We start from the raw sequence: 17884 nt of genomic DNA on the forward strand, positions 1-17884 counted from the left end.
TGTCTTTTCAAAAAGTTGGGGCATCTGTAAAAGCAAGTCCCTCTCTATCTTTTCCAGAAAGCGATGGGCGTTCCCCATCTACCAAAGGCCAATTAATACTCAACGTTGGATCATCGAATCTGACTGAGACTTCAGATTCGGGATGATAATAATCAGTACATTTATATACGAATTCAGCTGATTCACTGGTAACGTAAAATCCATGAGCAAAACCAGCAGGCACCCATAGCTGGCGCTTATTTTGAGCTGATAACAATACGCCTACCCACTGACCGAAGGTAGCAGAGCTTTTACGCATGTCTACAGCTACATCAAACACCTCACCACTAATCACACGAACTAACTTACCCTGAGTTTGCTCTAGCTGGTAGTGTAAACCACGGAGTATTCCTTGTTTTGATTTAGAGTGGTTATCTTGAACAAAATCTACATCAGCACACTTCTCTTTGAACCAGTCTGCGCGATATGTTTCTAAGAAAAAGCCCCGCTCGTCACCAAACACTCGATGATCAATAATTTTTACGTCGGGAATATCGGTACTAATAACTTTCATAAATTTTTAAAAGCCTGTTTCTTTGAGAGTTATTTTACACGGTCATGAATTACTTTGAGCAAATAATCACCATACCCACTTTTTTTGAGCGGGGCTGCTAGCTTTTCTAGCTCCTCTGCATTGATATAGCCCATTCGATAAGCAACTTCTTCAGGGCAGCATACCTTGAGCCCCTGTCGTTTCTCTATTGCTGCAACAAAATTTGCAGCATCTAACAACGAATCAAGAGTTCCGGTATCTAACCACGCAGATCCTCGGCCCATTAGTTCAACCTTTAAACTACCATCTTGCAAGTACAGATTATTCAAGTCAGTAATTTCTAACTCACCTCTCGCTGATGGCTTAACTTCTTTTGCGAAATCAACGACTCTATTGTCATAAAAGTAGAGCCCAGTAACGGCATAGTTCGATTTTGGAGTCGAAGGCTTTTCTTCAATTGAAAGCGCAACCCAATCTTCATCAAAATCTACAACTCCATATCGCTCTGGGTCGTGCACATGGTAGCCAAAGACAGTCGCACCATGTTCTTGTTTGAAGGCACTTTGTAAAGATGATTTAAGATCATGCCCGTAATAAATATTATCGCCAAGAACCAAGGAACAAGAATCATTTCCGATAAAACTCTCTCCGATCAAAAAAGCTTGAGCAAGACCATCGGGTGAAGGTTGAATAGCGTACTGGATATTCATACCCAGCTTGGAGCCATCACCGATTAGATCTATAAAACGCTGCTGTTCCTCAGGAGTTGTTATAATCAACACATCGCGAATTCCCGCCATCATTAATGTAGTTAGCGGATAAAAAATCATGGGTTTGTCGTAAACAGGCATCAACTGCTTGCTCACAACCTTTGTGAGCGGATGTAATCTTGTACCTGACCCGCCGGCTAGTATTATTCCTTTTCTCAAAATAGTACCCTTTAACCTTTTATATAAGTTTGTTGTATATTTCTAAGTATCTATGGCTCATAGCTTTTGTGGTTAGTTCTTTACCTTCTCCACATTGCCATAAATATACGTTCTCGAGTTTAGACTCCCATTCATCTTTGAAGGAAGTATCATTTAGTTTGTTGACCAGATCAATCGCACGGCTTGAAGACAAAACCCACCCAAACTCGCCTTTGTTAATTCTTTCCTCGACCGCTCCCATTCCGAATGAAAATACTGGAATGCCACTTGCGAGCAACTCGGTTAGAGTATGACACCAAGTTTCTGGCCAAATTGAGAAAACTCCACCAAAAGTCGGCCTTATACTTTTTATTATACTTGCTAATTCTTCTCGTTCATATGCACCATGTACAACTATGTGTTCGGATAATTCAACCTCGCTTGAAACCTTTCCAACTATATGAACCTCTAGTACATCATGACCGATTGTGGCGAGGTCGCTAATGAACTTTAAACCTTTCGCGGCCCCAATATTGCCTGGACAGATTAGTTTAAACTTTTTGTTTTCTTCAGGATACGAGGCCACCTTTTGAAATTCTTCGAAGTCACGACCATGAGGGATTACTGAGAAGTCAGAATCAATTATTGAAGGATAAGAGTCTTCAATAATTTTCTTAGCAGACTCGCTGGTCGTGACAAAATGAGATATCTCGTTGATATAGCGCCTAAATATGGCTTGCCAGGGGAACACCTCAAAATGGTTTAAATTACCTACCTGCTCAGCTTTCCATAATTCTGGTTTACAAGGCTCGGAGGGGTTAGTGCATTTACCTCCGCAAAACTTCTTATCTCCATCGAGTAACTTCACCGTCGGGCAAACTGTATAAAAGTCGTGAATAGAAAAAACGACTGGAATTTCGATATTTTTACAAATATCTATTAGCCCGTAACTATGCCACGCCATATGTCTTATATGGACTAAGCTAATATTAAGATAGCCAAGCCACGCGGCGACCACAGCATCATACTCGACGCTTTTGTGTGTTGATGGGTCTATTTTTTCATTCAGATAGTGGCTTTCAATTAACTCAAGCTTCAAATCTTGTAACCAATATAGCCTTATCTTGGAGGAGTCTGAGACTAACAAAAAGCATTCGTGGGAACTAGCAACTTGCTTCATAAGATCGAAGTTAGTTTGAGGTGTTCCCCCTGTTTCTGTGGAAATGACGAATAGCAGTTTAGATTTACTTAAGGGCAATGAGCTAGAGTTAGCCGTAATGTGCTTCAGATGACTAAAAAGCTCTGTGTAGCTTATATCACTAAATGTGCTCTGTACTAACTTTGAATAGTTAGGGTACCGCTCGTCAATTATCGCTCGACCTTTTTCCAATAGCTGAACACGCTCAGTACCAAAACTAGCATTCTTTTTATGATAAACGAATGATCTAAGAGCAACTTTATTTCGCCAGCCATGCCTAATCGCACGCATACAAAAATCATTTTCTTCGCCGTATCCTTTTGGGAAGGCAATGTCATCAAAAAGTCCTATCTCGTCTATTAGGCGCCCATTAATGTACATACAGAATCCATGGCCCGTTGGCACAGAAACTGAAACCAAGGGGGCATTTTCTCTGAGGCTACTTGCAACGGCATTTATCTCGTCTAAAGACGGTGAGTTCAGGAATGTATGCACGCTAAATGGACCAGCAGAGTTAGAAACCGATGTGACAGTTCCAGTTTCAGGAGAACTTTTAGCAATCAGCTTAAGCTCTCTAAGCCAATGGGAACTAACCTGCGTGTCAGAATTGAGAATTACAATATCGCTATCAACAACCCTGGATCTCGCTGTCCGGATTCCCTTGTTTACTGTCCCACTGAAGCCAAGATTGTTATCGTTAGACATGAACTCAAAGTTATTATAACGAAATTTGTCGGCAATTTCGTTAAAACCCTCCTCAGTGCTAGCGTCATTGATTACTATGACTGTAGCCCCCTGCAACTTTGAAGCAGTTAACGAATGAAGGCAGTGCGCCAATTCATCAAAGGCATTGAACACAGGGATGATTACTGTAATTACAGAATTTAAAAATTCTGTTTGTGCAGCTAAAGACAAGCTAACTCTAGGGTAACTGGTGCAATTATAAACAGAGGTATACGGGCAAGAGGAACTAAGGTTATCAGTAAATGAAGAGAAATCGTTGGTGTTGTTCAATAAAAAGGCGGCCAGCAAATGCTGACCTTGTTGACTAAGGTCGGAATGTGCTATAGCAAGGTTGAATTGCCTGTGTGGCAAACGTCCCTCACCCGCCCCAAAGCGAATAAAGTGAACTTCAGGCTTAACACCTGATCGTTTGACATCTTCATTCTCTTTTAGGTACCACTCCGAATCGAAAATATTTGAATCTTGCAAAGCTTTGACTAACTTTGGCTCAACAATATATTTTCGGTACAAGCTTCTTATCTTACTTTTGATAACTGCGAACCTCATTCGTTTTAATAGGTACTGACATAGTTTAAAGCCAAACATAATGCCACAAACTTAACTCAACTTCAGTATTACTACGCAACTATTATCCTATGCTCAAGCTTTTACAGAAATTTACTACCAGGGGAGACAAAATAGGTTTGCTTAACAAACTGTAGGTATTAGAATTCGAATGGATTCCAGACTCTGATAGGGCAATTTAGATGAGGTTAATGAGACCCAAAGTAAAAATTTTTTCCTACCATATTCCCAAGACAGCCGGCACATCCTTCAGAAAAGTGTTACAACATGAACTCGGGCGAAAAAAAGTTACTCAGATTTATGTTCCAGAAACAGCCAGGGCCCTTAGCTCGGGCACGGTCCCTCGGAAAACAATTAACGAAGCTTTACATGGCCATTATAAGCCGCACCCAAATCATTTGGAGACTTTTCCCGATGCCCAAACTATAGTCTGGGTAAGAGACCCTATAGAAAGAATATGGTCACATGTTGGGCACCTTTTGCGCCATAAGGATTCTCATCCACACTACGCTGATCTTCGTAAAATAGAGTTAGAGCACGGTATTTATACGCAGGAAGAACTTGTAACGCAAATAATCAAAGACGAGTCTTTGAAGCATGTTACTAATACATATCAACGCTTTTTTAAAAAAGTACCGATATCTGCAATGAGTTTCGTTGGCTCAGTCCATTTTTTTGAAAGAGACTTGAAAAAACTAAGTGAGAAAATGTCTTGGAAGTTTTACCCACAAAAAGCAAACGTTTCCCCAGGCTCTATAATTCCAACTTCTGTGAAGCGTTTAAAAAACCATCTCCAAGAAGAATACGAACTAGTTTCCAATTACTTATAAATTATTAAGCGTACTGAATGTCTCTATATTCCATTGTTTTCGACTCCTTAAATCACGATAACATCAAATCTTTCAGGTGGTGTGTAGACTCCCCCTACGATGGATTAAAATTTGATTATCAAGACATAAAGAAAAGTGGTTTGGAGTTAACAGGTTGGCTCGTCAACCAAAAAGAAGCACGAGGTGAACTCGTAGTTCTTTGGGGAGACAAATTTAAAGTTTTAGAAAGAAACGTAATTAGAGCGGATGTTCAAGAAAAAGTCGTAAGCAAAAATGCCAAATTTGAAGAGAGGATACAATATGGCTTTAGGCATTTTATACCAATAGATTCAGATTATTTTACAATCAACTTACTTCATGAGAGTGAGATAACTCCACTTTACAAATGCAATATCAAAGGCGCTTTTGAAGTAATAGAGGGTGAAAATGGGTGGCTGTATCTGGACAACGATACAAATAAAAGTGTTGAACAGTTTCAGGGGAAAGTTAAACTTACAAGAGCCGCTAAGAAAGAGTGGATAAATTACATGCGTGATTTCACCGCTCTTACAGAATCATTGAATATTCCATCATGCTTTCTGGTTGCCCCCTCCAAGGAGTATGTTGTTACAGAAAATTACCCCATAGGGGAGTTCAAAAACACACCTTTGCAGCAACTCGAAAAAATTATGATAAAAGGGTTCCCTCTTTTGGTGCCATCGGAATCACTAAAAAAATATGTCAAACCCACTTTTAGAGTTTGTGATACCCATTGGAATGCTCACGGTGCCATGGTTGCAACTTTAGAAATGTGTGCTCATCTCAATTTGGATGCTGAAGAAATAAAATCACATTTTTCTGAGGACGTTTATGAAACGAAAGAGGTTGGAGGAGACTTAGGAGCTAAATTATTCCCACCTAAAACTCATCCGGAAAGTATACTAACGAGTCATAACTATAGAGATTATGTATTATATGACAATGCGCTACCAAACTTTGGAAGACTTATACATATAAGTAACTCAAATGCGATGCTTAACAAAACTCTTATTTTTTTCGGATCTTCATCTGCTTATTCCATGTTTAACTATGTATATAGAATTTTTAGAAACACCGTATTTTTTCACACAGCGGGTAGCATAGATAAATCTGTATTAGAAAAGATTTCACCAGACTACCTAGTGGCGCAATCGAATGCGAGGTTTTTGGTGCGAGCTCCATCTACAAATATCCAGATAAATTCTATTGTAAACAAAAAAAAGAAATTTGAATTAAGTGACGTGGAAATTGAAAGTACAAATTGTGAAATAGATATTGAAATAAATAAAATCTTAATAAATTTATAATTAACACTAACTTATTGAAATGAAGTTAAATTTATTGAGCTCTACCACTCAACAAAAAATAATGTAAACATTGTAAACCTCCCCTAATTAGTTACACCCATAATTAGAGGTTTCGGCCTGTTCATGCTTGGTTAAATATTCCCATGGTGTCAGATCATTCAGCGCATCATGGGGTCGTTCTTCGTTGTATTCAGTCACCCAGCTATCCGTCAGTTCACGCACTTCATTAAGTGTTCTGAAGACGTACATATTGAGTATTTCGTCGCGGTAAGTCCGGTTAAAACGCTCGATGTAGAGTTTTGTGTAGGCTTACCCGGTTTGATAAATTCCAGCGCGATGCCATGCTCTTCCGCCCAGTTGGCCAGTGCGATGGAGATGAACTCTGGCCCATTGTCCATGCGTAGTTTGGCTGGGTAACCTCGCCAGGCGACGACGCGTTCCAGTACGCGTACAACCCGCTGCGACGGCAGGTTTAAATCAATCTCAATGGCCAACGCTTCACGGTTGAAGTCATCCACCAGGTTAAACGTTCTGAAGCGCCTGCCGCATTGTAGGCTGTCACACATAAAGTCCATCGACCAGCAATGGTTGGCCTGAGCTGGAACCGCTAGAGGCTCTGGGTTTCTTGCTGGTAGGCGTCGTTTTCCTCGTCGGCGTTTATTCAGCTTTAGCTCGCAGTAAATGCGATACACACGTTTATGGTTCCAGCCGTGACCCCAGCGTTTTAGGATCTTAAATAGCTTATTGAATCCGTAGGCGGGATACCGTTCAACGGCTTCCTGTAGCTTTGCGATGATCTTGTCATCGCGCGCTTTATCCGGCTGATAACGATAGACCGAGTAACTGATGCCAACTACGCGACACGCCATCCGCAAACTGGCGCCATGCTGCTCTCGCGCATAATTCACTAGTTCACGTCTGATCGCTGGCTTTACAGCTTTTTTTCAACGATATCTGACCTTTCCCCTGAACTAGCACCACTTTTTCGATGAGATTATTCATATTATGCTGCCCGTTTTGCATACTCAACAGGCGGTAAATAATTCAGTGAACTATGTGGCCGAACATGGTTGTAATGCTCACGCCATAGATCTACTTCGTAACGTGCCTCGTCCATTGTTCTGAACCAATGCTGGTTCAGGCATTCGTTTCTGAACTTGCCGTTAAGGCTTTCCACGAAGGCATTCTGTGTCGGTTTGCCAGGCTGGATAAAACCAAGCTCAACACCCGTCTCTTTACTCCAGAAGAACATCGCCTTACTGGTGAATTCTGTTCCGTTATCGCAAATCACTTTTGCTGGCTTTCCTCTTTGCTCAATGAGCTGGCTAAGGAAGCGTGCAACCTGACGGCCACTGATAGAGACAGACACCAGCTGTCCGACCATCTCGCGGGAGTAATCATCAACTACGTTCAACACCCTAAAGCGCCTACCACTACTAAGCTGATCAGATACGAAGTCCATTGACCACCGCTGATCTGGCGCTGTTGGCACCTCTATTGGCTGCCTCGGGCGAGTCAGCTTCTTGCGCTTCTTTGTCCGCACTTGCAAGGCCTCTTCGGTATAAAGGCGGTACGTGTGCTTGCGATTGATGACAAGCCCTTCGCCTTTGAGTAGGCCATGCAACATCAGATATCCATACCTCGGATACTGTGACGCTAACTCCTTCAACCGAGCGCGCACAGCGCTATCTGGTTTTGTCTTATGGCAATATCTGAATGCGGTTCGGCTGACACCAGCAAGCTTGCAGGCAGCCCGTTCACTGCGCTTAAACGCATCAATAAGGTGACGGGCGACAGGCTTTCTTGCTGCTGGCGTTACCACTTTTTTGAAAGCACATCCTTCATCGCTTCCACTTCTAAAAGCTTGTCAGCCAGCATTTTCTTCAGCTTATTGTTCTCAGACTCAAGCTCTTTTAGGCGCTTCGCTTCGTTAACTTCCAGGCCCGCATACTTGCTCCGCCAATTATAAAAAGTCCCAGACGAGATACCCATCTCGCGGCAGATGTCGTCCACCTTTGCGCCAGCTTCATGCTGCTTGATGGCCTTGATGATTTGTTCTTCGCTGTAGCGTTTTTTCATATTGAGATCTCCATTGTCTCCAGTTTATTGGAAATCTCATCAATGTCATGGTGTTATTTTGGGGGGAGAGGACACCGTCTTCCAGCTGCTTTAAGCGACGAAGTTCGGCAACCCCTAAGCCACCGTACTTCTTTTTCCAATTGTAAAACGTAGCTTTGGAGATCCCCATCTTACGGCTGACTTCTTCAACGCGTGTCCCGGTCTCTGCCCGACGTAGTGCGAAGGAGATTTGTTCTTCAGTGTATCTGGTCTTTTTCATGGCAATGCGGCTCCTATTTCAAAGCAACTATAGCCAAATTTTTCTACTTTACACCGTTTCGATTTTCAGGGAGGAGGTCATACAATTATAGATAAATAGTTGCAAAAACAATGAATGTATTTTTATACACGATTTAATCACTTACTGGGTAGCTTTTTGCTACCCAACCGATTACTGCCAATTCATTGAACCGCTACATTACTCAAAACCATTAGTTATTGAAATAACTCGATTAACTGATTCGTTGTCTAGTATAGGGCTAATGGGTAAACTTAAAACTTCTCTGTGAATGGATTCTGTAATCGGGTAACTTTGATGTTTCCAATCTTTGTAGGCTCGTTGATGATGCGGTGCAATGGGATAGTGAATCAGGCTTTGAATACCATGCTCAGATAAATAGGATTGCAATTTTTCACGTAACTTAGTGCGTATGACAAATAAATGCCACACACAATTTCCAGGTGTAAGAGGTGTACTATTTGGGAGCATAGGTAAAACGATCGCATCGTTTTTAATCCCATTAATATACATAGCTGCGATTTCTTGGCGCCGCTTTGTTTCATTATCTAAGTTCTTGAGTTTAACTCGTAATAATGCGGCTTGCATTTCATCTAAACGGCTGTTTACGCCTTGATATAAATTTTCATATTTTCTATGGCTTCCATAGTTTCCTAAAGCACGAATCGCCTGTGCCAACTCGTCGTCGTTTGTAGTCACTGCGCCCGCATCGCCCAATGCCCCTAAATTTTTGCCAGGATAAAAGCTAAAACCAGAAGCATCGCCCCAGTTGCCAGCTCTGCGACCATGCATTTGGGCGCCATGGGATTGTGCTGAATCTTCAATCACTAACAGATTATGCTTTTGAGCGATGGAATTAATGGTTGGCATATCGGCAAGCTGACCGTACAAGTGAACCGCCAAAATCGCTTTGGTATTTGGAGTAATGGCTAGCTCAATTAGCGTTGAGTCTAAATTGTAGGTGTGTTCATTTGGTTCCACCAAAATGGGCTTTAACCGGCTTTCGGTGATGGCGAGAATACTAGCAATATAAGTATTCGCAGGTACAATGACTTCATCGCCTTCTTTAAGTTTACCTAGTTCTTTGTAAGCTCTTAGTGTCAGAATCAAGGCATCCAATCCATTTGCTACACCAATAGCGTGCTTAGTGCCGCAGTATTCAGCGAACTCTTGTTCAAAGGCTTTGACTTGTTGCCCTTGGACATACCATCCAGAATCAATCACGTCTGTAGCTGCTTTAATCAATTCATCCCTGTACTGGGCATTAATGCCTTTTAAATCTAAAAATGGAATCATGTATCTTTCTTAATAATTGTGTTATTAATAATTTCGTACTCTAGGTTGCATGAAGAACAACTAAAGTCTTCTAGCTTAGACCCACACTCACAAACCCAGCCACAGTGTTTGGCAGGATTTCCATAGACAAGTGCGTGAGCAGGAATATCTCTAGTCACCACACTTCCAGCCCCAATAAGCGCATATTCGCCTATAGAAATGCCCCCAACAATCGTAGCATTAGCACCAATAGAGGCATAATTCCTAACAGTAGTTTTGAGAAACTCTGATGGCCGCTGCTTTGACCTCGGGGTAAAGTCGTTGGTAAAAGTCACATTCGGACCGATAAATACATTATTCTCAATTCTCAAGCCATCCCATATTTGAACACCAGATTTGACTGTTACATTATCCCCAATGACGACATCGTTTTCAATTAGCGTTAGCGCATTAATATTGCAGTTAGCACCAATTTTCGCTTGTTTTAATACGACACTGAACTGCCAGATGGTGGTACCTTCTCCGATTAAATCTGTTTGCACATCGGCTAGCGAGTGAATTTTAATGTTGCTCACGTGCTTCCTTTACAAATTGTTGATATTCGCGAATGTAGTCGTTTTCATCATAATAGTCACTTGCTATAACCATTAAAACACAATCTGGAGTAAAGTCGTGCATTTCCCGCCAAATTAGTCCTTCAATTAAAAGCCCCTTGGTTGAACTATCAAGAACGACTTCTTGCCGCTCAACCCCGTCATCCAAAATAAAGCGACAACTACCGGTCACACAAACCGCTACCTGTTTTAAATTCCTATGTGCATGGTAACCCCGGGAAACATTCTTCTTAGTAGCAAAAATATAATAAACACGTTTTATATCAAAAGGAATTGACCTGTTTGCTTCAAGAGCAACTAAAGAGCCTCTGCTATCACCCAACGGCGTAAATTCAATTATTTTCATAGCAAACTTTATATAGTCCTAGTCGTGGCTGGTTTTTAAACTTAAGTAATATTTGATGTACTTAATATTTTTTCTAAATTATGTTTTAAGGCTACTAAATCAGCCTCATAAATGTTATTCAAAGAACTGTAAGATTTTTGCTTTATCTTCATCGGAAGCTGCTTATGGTCAATTTTTAGGCTTGATGTAAATGAGGGCCAAAAATTAGCATCCACATCCTCACCAATCAATTCAACCAAAACACTTTCATCGCGCATAAAAATAGAATTTGTCAAGGCAGCACCTGATGCGCTAACAATCACTTTGGCCTCAGAAAAAATTGAAACCTGTTCATTTACACTTAAATCTTCAGGCTTAATTATTTTGAAACCATGCTCTATTAACATAGCTATGATTTGGTTCTCATTTTGGATCCGTCTATTTTTCGCATTACGTCTATCAATATATATTAGCGACCTACTTTTTACCTTTTTACTCGATATTATCCCCTTTAATATTTGAAAATTATCAGAGCTTCTAGTTGGAACTTGATAAGGGAAAAGTAATGAATCAGCATAAGTCATTTCTGTCGGTGATAAGACAAATGGCTCCATGTCAGGAAAACTAGACTCCAGAAAAAACCGTTGAAACGGCATCAATTCGGAAAAAGGTAAATTTGACAAATAATATTTTAAAGAGCCATCGACAACGACCCTTTTAGAAACAGCCAATCGCAAATAGAAGTCGATTACATAATGATAATAATTTGTCCAATTTAACGTCAGACAATTTAAAATTAAACTAATACTTTTATCCACTTTTTTATAAAACAAATAGACAGACTTTTTATCTTTTGAAAAAATCATTGACTCTGAGTAACCATTAAGCCTTTTATAAGCTGATTCCAATATAAGGTATTTGCCGAATATTATTGCACCCTCTCCATTAAAAGCGGCATTCTGAAGAAGACTCAAACGGTTACCAACAATATTGAGATTGACAACCTTACCCGGGACACTATCCTCCGTCAATAATTCAATCCCTCTAACTTCTAAGCATTTTCGAGGAACTTCAGCTATAACCTCGGCTGTTTCTTTTGCTCTTAATACAAAATATTCAAGTTCCTCATAGATTAATTCAGGAAATTTAAAATCGATAACAATTTTTAACTCTGAACCAGAATCCGCTTGTTTATTGACTTTTAAATCAACCTCGGAAACAACACCAAAAGAAGTTACTAATTCTATAGTTTTTACTAAAGAAGTTTCATCATAAAGGTACGCAATGCGTACACCTGAGTTACTTACATCAATAAAGTCAACCTGGCTATTTTGATTATAAATTTCTGTTTTCAAAGGAGCCTTTTTTTGTTCATAACTTTTTATAGTTAAATCTAACTCTTGATGCATTTGAGGATCAGAAAAAAAGTCTTTCAGTGCCAATGCACTAGCCACGTTGCCCTGTAGAGCATATAGTTTGGCTATAGCTAAAACTTTATTGCCTTCAATCTCGTTGCCAAATCCTATTAAATAATCAAAGACTTTTTTATTATTATAGAGGGCAAGATATACCTCTCTCAGAATGGCGGCGTTTTTCAAAAAATCCGAACTTAAATTTGATAAATAGTCAATGACTAATGTCGAGTTACCCGACAATCGATAACACCTGAAAACTCTAGTGATAATTCCCAAACCGCCACCGTTTTTAACAGCGACTAACAATACCTCAGCAGCTGCAGAGTATAGGTGCACTGCCTGATAGACATACGCAATTTCACTAAGGCCTTTAACAGTGTTAACTATTCCTTCATAGTGAGCGGCAATGATTAAAGCCTGCTTATAGTTTCTATTCGCACGTAAATAAGAAATACACTTTACAAACGACCTCTCACTTATTTCATTTCTTTCTACAAGTTGGAGAAGCTCGTTTACAAGGCAATCAGACCCATTTCCTTCAATAAATCTTTTTTCAAACTCGATCAAAATAAACTCTCAAATAATTCTCAGCCATCCTATTGTTAGTATTATTGGCTATATTTTCAAACGCCGATTTCAAAAGTATTTGTTGACGTTTATTGACAATATCACGAGGCACAATATCAGTAAATATTTCATACGCCTTGAGTAAATCTGTACTTTCCAACACCCAACCTGCCCCAGATTCTTTTACACGCTGCGACAATGTCTGATATTCAGTTACAACTACAGGTAGGCCAACAGACCATAATTCGGTCAATGTATGGCACCATGTCTCGTTCCATATCGATAGAACTGCTCCAATGTGTGGCTTAATTTTTTTGACATGTTCTGCAAAATTTTCTCGTTTATATTCGCCATGAATGATAAGACGAGGGTGTTTGAACTGACCCAGAGAAGCACTCACACGCCCAAGAATATGAAATTCTATCAATGCTTTATCGTCCATATTTAAAATGCTTGAAATTATTTCACTACCCTTTGCTTCACTGATATTACCTGGTACTAGAACCTTTAGGACATCGCCATCTTTGTATGGCTCCGCTAGTTGATAGATTTTTTTAAAATCTCGTCCGTGAGGAATTACATAAAACTTTTTTTTATCGATTTTTAAATGTTTCAAAATAATATCTTTAGCACTTAGGTGTGTCGTGATAAAGGCATCACAAGGTGCTAAGGCTTCTTCTAGCTTCTCACGCCACCTGTAAACCCAACTATCTTTAAGCTTTGGAAACGCGTCACCGCCCCAAAGTTCCGGGGTGCAGTCACCTCCTGTATTGGTGCAATTTCCAGAGCAAAAGTTTCTTTCATTATCCAAAAGTTTAACAGTCGGGCAAACCGTATAGTAGTCATGAAAAGAGTTAAATACCCTCGCGCCACATAACTTTCCTAACTTGGGCAAATTTAATGAATGCCACGCTAGGTGTCTTATATGAACAAACTCATAATCATACTTTGTCAACCAGCTATACAAAACTTGGTCATATTCGTGTGAAATATGTGTAAGTGGATCAACCTCGTGACTCAATACATGCCTTTCTACTAATTCGCCATCATGCCCTATGCGAATTTTGTATAGTGACATTACTTTAGCGTCACAATGCAACAGCCAGGGCTCTACTTCTTTTGACACTGATAACATGAGATCACGATTAGTTTGCGGTGTTCCCCCCGTTAAGGTAGAAATTACGAATAACCCACGTGGCAATATTGAGGACTTTGCCTCTTTCATCGCAGATAACGCGCAATATCGAGCAAGATTGATAAGCGGGTTGTTAGTGAACACGGACGTCGACTTTTTATAATCAGGATAGCGTTCATCGATTATCTTTCTGCCAGCCGCCATTAAATCCGTTTTTGCTTCTCCAAAACTTTTATTTCTATCGTGAAACACATAAGTTCTGTCATCAATAATATTTAACCAACCTTTGGAACGCGCTCTCATACAGAAATCGTTCTCTTCACCGTATCCTCGGGGAAACGCTTCTTCATCAAGTGTTCCGATTTCGTTCAGGCACTGTCTATTAATATAAAGACAAAAACCGTTACCGGTTGGAACTGTTGGATAAAGTCCCAATGAGGCTCTTCTAAAAGCAACCGCATAATTCTCTTCACTTACGCCATCAGGAAGATCGTTGTCATTACCTATTTTGGGAGCTGAAAAAGCGCCAGCTCTGTCAGACATAGGTGTAACTGTTGCGACTTTTGGATAGATAGATGCTGCTGCTCTTAGGCCCTCGAGCCAGCGCGGCGTTACCCTTGCATCTGAATTAAGCAAGACAACATCATTTGTTCCGGCTAAAGCAATACCTTTGTTTACCGTACGAGTAAAACCAAGGTTGCTTTCATTGTGAAATATCCTGATGTTCTTTATTTGCTTTGACTTTTCAAGTATCTCAAAAACTTCTTTATCTGTGCTTGCATCATTAATTAAAATTATGTCTGTATCGCTAGATGTGAATCGTTGTAATCGTTTTATGCAGGTCTTTACATCTTCTGCCGCATTATAGATAGGGACAATAATAGATATGGGTCGATTATTTTTCAATTTAGGAGTAAAACAATTAACTTTATCGTACTTAGCTTCCATTTCAAAATTAGCGAAATCATCGCCGGTAGGCCACTTTAATGTAATTCTCCGAGACCCACCTATAAACATTTCTGGAGGAAAGACAATCTTATAACCACCTTTTCCTGCCGATTTCTTATGCCTCTTTAAATCAGCTCTCGAGAGAGAGTTTTTATTTTTACCGAAATAAACGTCATCAACATATATATCCAGATCGAAAATAGATGAAGGGTTATTTCGATTAACAGCCCACCCCACTACCATGCCGTCTTGGAACATCTCGAGGCGCCCCTCATATACGGAGGTCTGATAAACTTTTGCTGCCTGCTTAGGGATAGAAGTTCGGGATAGCTCCTCTGAACGTATTGTTGGCTTGCTTTTCGTGGATTCTATTAGGTTCTCATTAATACGAAAAGCATCTTGTTTCAAGTCTCTGGTATTTGGAATTAACCGGTCCTTTGCAATAGACAGGTTAATATCTATCAACTCTTTCAAGTCGGGATTTTCAGCAATAGCAGATTCATAGAGCTGAATAGCCTTTTGGAATTCCTTTTCCCTAAAAGCAACGTTTCCTTTAGATAAGAGACTCATTTATTTTTCCTATTAATACTAATTTTTAAATCAACAATAGAAGCTCTACTTGAAAGTTGGAAACTTCTCTCAGTCAAATCTCCAGTAGGTTGTTCATTGTACTGCACAAATAAACTCAAAATCCCTTCAGAATACCACCTTTTTTTATCTACAACAGGCTCTGAAAATCCCACTGGATAGTCATACAATTGCTGTATATTTTCATTTCGAAAGATATATAGAGGAGCTTGAAGAAAAGTGAGAGACAACTTATATTCTGTCTCAATTCCACTGTGGATAATGTATAAGTTGTCATATTCATCAATTAACACTTCTGGCCTTGAGATGGGTACAGGCAAAGTTCCTCCTCCCTGAATATTAAATTTTGTGGTATGGTTAGAAACAACATTCTTTACCCACTCATGACCATTGTAATAAATATGCAAATACTGAGGCACACCTGTACGATCGTTTGCATATGTTATAACGTGGGGGCTTCCTTTGCTATCAACAACCATGCTTGTTTGATTCATCAAATTTGAACATGGCGGTATAGGACAAATTACTTCACTATTTACCTGCGTTATTGGCAGTTTATATCCCTTATTATTGGAAGAATACCAGTGAAACCCATCATCATAACTCACCGCGTAACCGATATTGATATTGTTTACCAACAATGACTCATCAAAATAGTCTGTTCTCCAACAATAGCTTAAGTGAAGGTTACCATAACTGTCCTTGACCGGGTTGTTCCAATAAGCATTGCTTGTCCAAGGACTGTTTGTAGCTCCGCTTAAAATAGGATGAGGATAGTCGTACCAACAAAGCGTATTCTCATCATACCACTTGAGGTAAGCTGTCCCACTTCTCCAGTTACCGTCACGATATAACATCATTAGCGGTGACTCATTTTCGGGCAGTATGAAGGTAGGATAAGTCACCTTATCTTCTTTATTAGAAGTCATCGAAAGTTCGCTGGTCCAGCTTGATATACAAAGTGGCTTTTCCGTGCGGCGATATTTCAGCCTTGACCCATGATGTTCATAAGAAATATGGATATATCGATCTCTGTCAATTCCAATACTAATACTATTATGCGCATCTTGCAGACGGTAGGTTCCCTCTAAATCGTAAGTAGCAACACTTCCCGTAACTGTATTTCTTGAAATAATTCTTAATATCGAAGGACTTGCATAAAACGCAGTAAACTGAATTTTATCAATTGTAACAATCGATTCTTGACGAAAAATGACGGTATTTACTGAAGTACCAGACCAAGCATGTCCTAGAGCGACTTTGCCGAGAATTTTTATATTAATAAATAACTCAGGTTTATAGTTATTTCTTGACAATATAGAATCGAATTCGTTATAAGTTTCTCCGGAGAATGTAGCTAATGCGTCGGAAAAAAATTGTGAGTCATATTCATGAAACAAAAATGTATTAAAAACATTTTTCTTATATTGAAGAATGGCTAGAAAAAACCACTTTATATCTGAATTTGAAAAGCCTAACTGTTCGAGCCTGCATTTTAAAAACGTTAAATTACTCAAACCTTTTTTATCTTCTTCAACGATAGAACGTAAAAGTAAATAAACGACATTAAACTCTAAATCTGAATGAACCAACAACTTCTTTAAAATTTCTTTAGGTGAAAAATCAATTGAGCTCATATTATTTTCTATTCTTATATTCCACAGATTCAAAAATACTTTTGATCTCTTCAACGTCATTATCAATAGAAGATAAACAAGATATCATCGCCGCGTTTTTAAGTCTAAGCTGCGTTATATCCTTACGTAACTTCGACTCAGAGCTCCTAGAGATACTTAAGTCTCTTTTGGCTTTCAACATGATTGTATTCAGAGTATAAAGCTGACGTTGTAAATCTGCTACTCTCTCTTCGTTAGCGTCGCTACTTAGATCCTCACTACTTCCTAAAGATTTGTAGTTTGAATTAATTGCTGCTGACACAGAACGTCTTTTAAAAGTCAGGTAAATAAAATCTGAACTAGCCTTCGTAGAAGAAAGCAGACTAAAACCTATAGCACTGAAACGTTCTATAATAGAACTTTCGCTTTCAAAACCGGCATCCAAGCTAAAAACGTATACTCGGCAAGTGATAAAAGAAAAATTAACTAGCAAACCAACATCGTGCAACTTCTTAAGTAATCTCAATACAGACCATGGATAATCAAGAAATAGAGCGTTTTCTTCGTAATGATTTAGAGAATAATTACCGAGCACATCCGCTATGTTTTTGGATTGAAGTACAGAGCTTTTTGAAGTCTTACGTAAGAAGGGATATACTCGTAATAGCTCAGTTTGAGTTACAACATTATTGTACTCTATACCTTCGAACTGAAATAACTCAGAAGGACCTTCCATTTCAGTAACCAGTGAATCATGAATACTAACTGATGATTCATTAAAAAACTTTGTTCGGTAATCATCAACTACACTCTTACTTGCAATATATATATTCGTTTTTCTTGAAAATTTAAAATTTTCTACATTAACTATACTCGAAGTAAAGTAAAACGTATTGTCGATACTGCCAAATTCGAGAGAGTTGTAAAAATCAATCATTTTTAAC

General features: G+C 39.4%; 13 protein-coding genes and 2 pseudogenes. 2 read left to right on the plus strand and 13 right to left on the minus strand.

Translation table 11 applies throughout. The annotated features are described in order from the left end of the window. Positions 1-7: 7 nt before the first annotated feature. The 3 genes from rfbC to ACLBLI_RS16380 are packed head-to-tail and all read right to left on the minus strand — an operon-like array spanning position 8 to position 3892. A complete protein-coding gene (rfbC, locus tag ACLBLI_RS16370; protein ID WP_414828625.1) occupies positions 8-553 on the minus strand; it encodes a dTDP-4-dehydrorhamnose 3,5-epimerase in 546 nt (181 codons plus the stop codon). Between the two features lie 29 nt (positions 554-582). Then, the gene (gene rfbA, locus ACLBLI_RS16375; protein WP_414828626.1) at positions 583-1461 is read right to left on the minus strand and encodes a glucose-1-phosphate thymidylyltransferase RfbA; all 879 of its coding nucleotides are present in this window, start codon (positions 1459-1461) and stop codon (positions 583-585) included. 19 nt (positions 1462-1480) lie between these two features. Beyond that, positions 1481-3892 (minus strand): glycosyltransferase, encoded by a 2412-nt coding sequence (locus ACLBLI_RS16380; RefSeq protein ID WP_414828627.1) that lies wholly within the window; start codon positions 3890-3892, stop codon positions 1481-1483. Between the two features lie 245 nt (positions 3893-4137). Here ACLBLI_RS16380 and ACLBLI_RS16385 point away from each other — a divergent pair, with 245 nt between their 5' ends. Then, entirely contained in the window at positions 4138-4776 is a 639-nt protein-coding gene (locus ACLBLI_RS16385; RefSeq protein ID WP_414828628.1) for a sulfotransferase family 2 domain-containing protein, read from the plus strand. A 140-nt stretch (positions 4777-4916) separates the two neighbouring features. After that, positions 4917-6101 (plus strand): alginate O-acetyltransferase AlgX-related protein, encoded by a 1185-nt coding sequence (locus ACLBLI_RS16390; protein WP_414828629.1) that lies wholly within the window; start codon positions 4917-4919, stop codon positions 6099-6101. 87 nt (positions 6102-6188) lie between these two features. Here the strand turns inward: ACLBLI_RS16390 and ACLBLI_RS16395 are convergent. The 10 genes and pseudogenes from ACLBLI_RS16395 to ACLBLI_RS16440 all read right to left on the minus strand — a co-directional run. Beyond that, a pseudogene (locus tag ACLBLI_RS16395) lies at positions 6189-7045 on the minus strand (IS3 family transposase); the annotation flags it as partial. Positions 7046-7104: 59 nt separating this feature from the next. Beyond that, positions 7105-8180, minus strand: a protein-coding gene (locus tag ACLBLI_RS16400; protein WP_414828630.1) for an IS3 family transposase whose coding sequence is annotated in 2 segments (ribosomal slippage) — positions 7105-7931 and positions 7931-8180 — 1077 coding nt in all. Because the reading frame shifts where the segments join, the coding sequence is not laid out codon by codon here. Between the two features lie 76 nt (positions 8181-8256). Continuing rightward, positions 8257-8439 (minus strand): annotated as a pseudogene (locus ACLBLI_RS16405) (transposase); the annotation flags it as partial. A 198-nt stretch (positions 8440-8637) separates the two neighbouring features. After that, positions 8638-9753 (minus strand): DegT/DnrJ/EryC1/StrS family aminotransferase, encoded by a 1116-nt coding sequence (locus tag ACLBLI_RS16410; protein ID WP_414828631.1) that lies wholly within the window; start codon positions 9751-9753, stop codon positions 8638-8640. Next, positions 9750-10307, minus strand: coding sequence for an acyltransferase (locus ACLBLI_RS16415; RefSeq protein WP_414828632.1), 558 nt, complete (start codon positions 10305-10307; stop codon positions 9750-9752). Before ACLBLI_RS16415 ends, ACLBLI_RS16410 begins: the two co-directional genes overlap by 4 nt. Continuing rightward, positions 10294-10692, minus strand: a complete 399-nt coding sequence (locus ACLBLI_RS16420; protein ID WP_414828633.1) for a sugar 3,4-ketoisomerase — start codon at positions 10690-10692, stop codon at positions 10294-10296. Before ACLBLI_RS16420 ends, ACLBLI_RS16415 begins: the two co-directional genes overlap by 14 nt. A 41-nt stretch (positions 10693-10733) precedes the next feature. After that, positions 10734-12653, minus strand: a complete 1920-nt coding sequence (locus ACLBLI_RS16425; RefSeq protein WP_414828634.1) for a glycosyltransferase family 61 protein — start codon at positions 12651-12653, stop codon at positions 10734-10736. Further along, positions 12640-15306 carry a glycosyltransferase gene (locus ACLBLI_RS16430; protein ID WP_414828635.1) on the minus strand — a complete coding sequence of 889 codons (2667 nt, stop codon included), beginning with the start codon at positions 15304-15306 and terminating at the stop codon, positions 12640-12642. The genes ACLBLI_RS16425 and ACLBLI_RS16430 overlap by 14 nt, the downstream gene beginning before the upstream one ends. Then, positions 15303-16961, minus strand: a complete 1659-nt coding sequence (locus tag ACLBLI_RS16435) for a BNR repeat-containing protein (RefSeq protein WP_414828636.1) — start codon at positions 16959-16961, stop codon at positions 15303-15305. The genes ACLBLI_RS16430 and ACLBLI_RS16435 overlap by 4 nt, the downstream gene beginning before the upstream one ends. A 1-nt stretch (position 16962) precedes the next feature. Further along, on the minus strand, positions 16963-17877 hold the full coding sequence (locus tag ACLBLI_RS16440) for a hypothetical protein (protein ID WP_414828637.1): 915 nt from the start codon (positions 17875-17877) through the stop codon (positions 16963-16965). Positions 17878-17884 lie beyond the last annotated feature (7 nt).

Source organism: Alteromonas sp. H39, from assembly GCF_047556435.1.
Classification (GTDB): Bacteria; Pseudomonadota; Gammaproteobacteria; order Enterobacterales; family Alteromonadaceae; genus Alteromonas.

Excerpts from the sequence above, each read along its gene's own strand:
- rfbC (WP_414828625.1), bottom strand. The coding sequence starts at position 553 with ATGAAAGTTATTAGTACCGATATTCCCGACGTAAAAATTATTGATCAT.
- ACLBLI_RS16435 (WP_414828636.1), bottom strand. The coding sequence starts at position 16,961 with ATGAGCTCAATTGATTTTTCACCTAAAGAAATTTTAAAGAAGTTGTTG.
- ACLBLI_RS16430 (WP_414828635.1), bottom strand. The coding sequence starts at position 15,306 with ATGAGTCTCTTATCTAAAGGAAACGTTGCTTTTAGGGAAAAGGAATTC.
- ACLBLI_RS16440 (WP_414828637.1), bottom strand. The coding sequence starts at position 17,877 with ATGATTGATTTTTACAACTCTCTCGAATTTGGCAGTATCGACAATACG.
- ACLBLI_RS16385 (WP_414828628.1), top strand. The coding sequence starts at position 4,138 with ATGAGACCCAAAGTAAAAATTTTTTCCTACCATATTCCCAAGACAGCC.
- ACLBLI_RS16420 (WP_414828633.1), bottom strand. The coding sequence starts at position 10,692 with ATGAAAATAATTGAATTTACGCCGTTGGGTGATAGCAGAGGCTCTTTA.
- ACLBLI_RS16410 (WP_414828631.1), bottom strand. The coding sequence starts at position 9,753 with ATGATTCCATTTTTAGATTTAAAAGGCATTAATGCCCAGTACAGGGAT.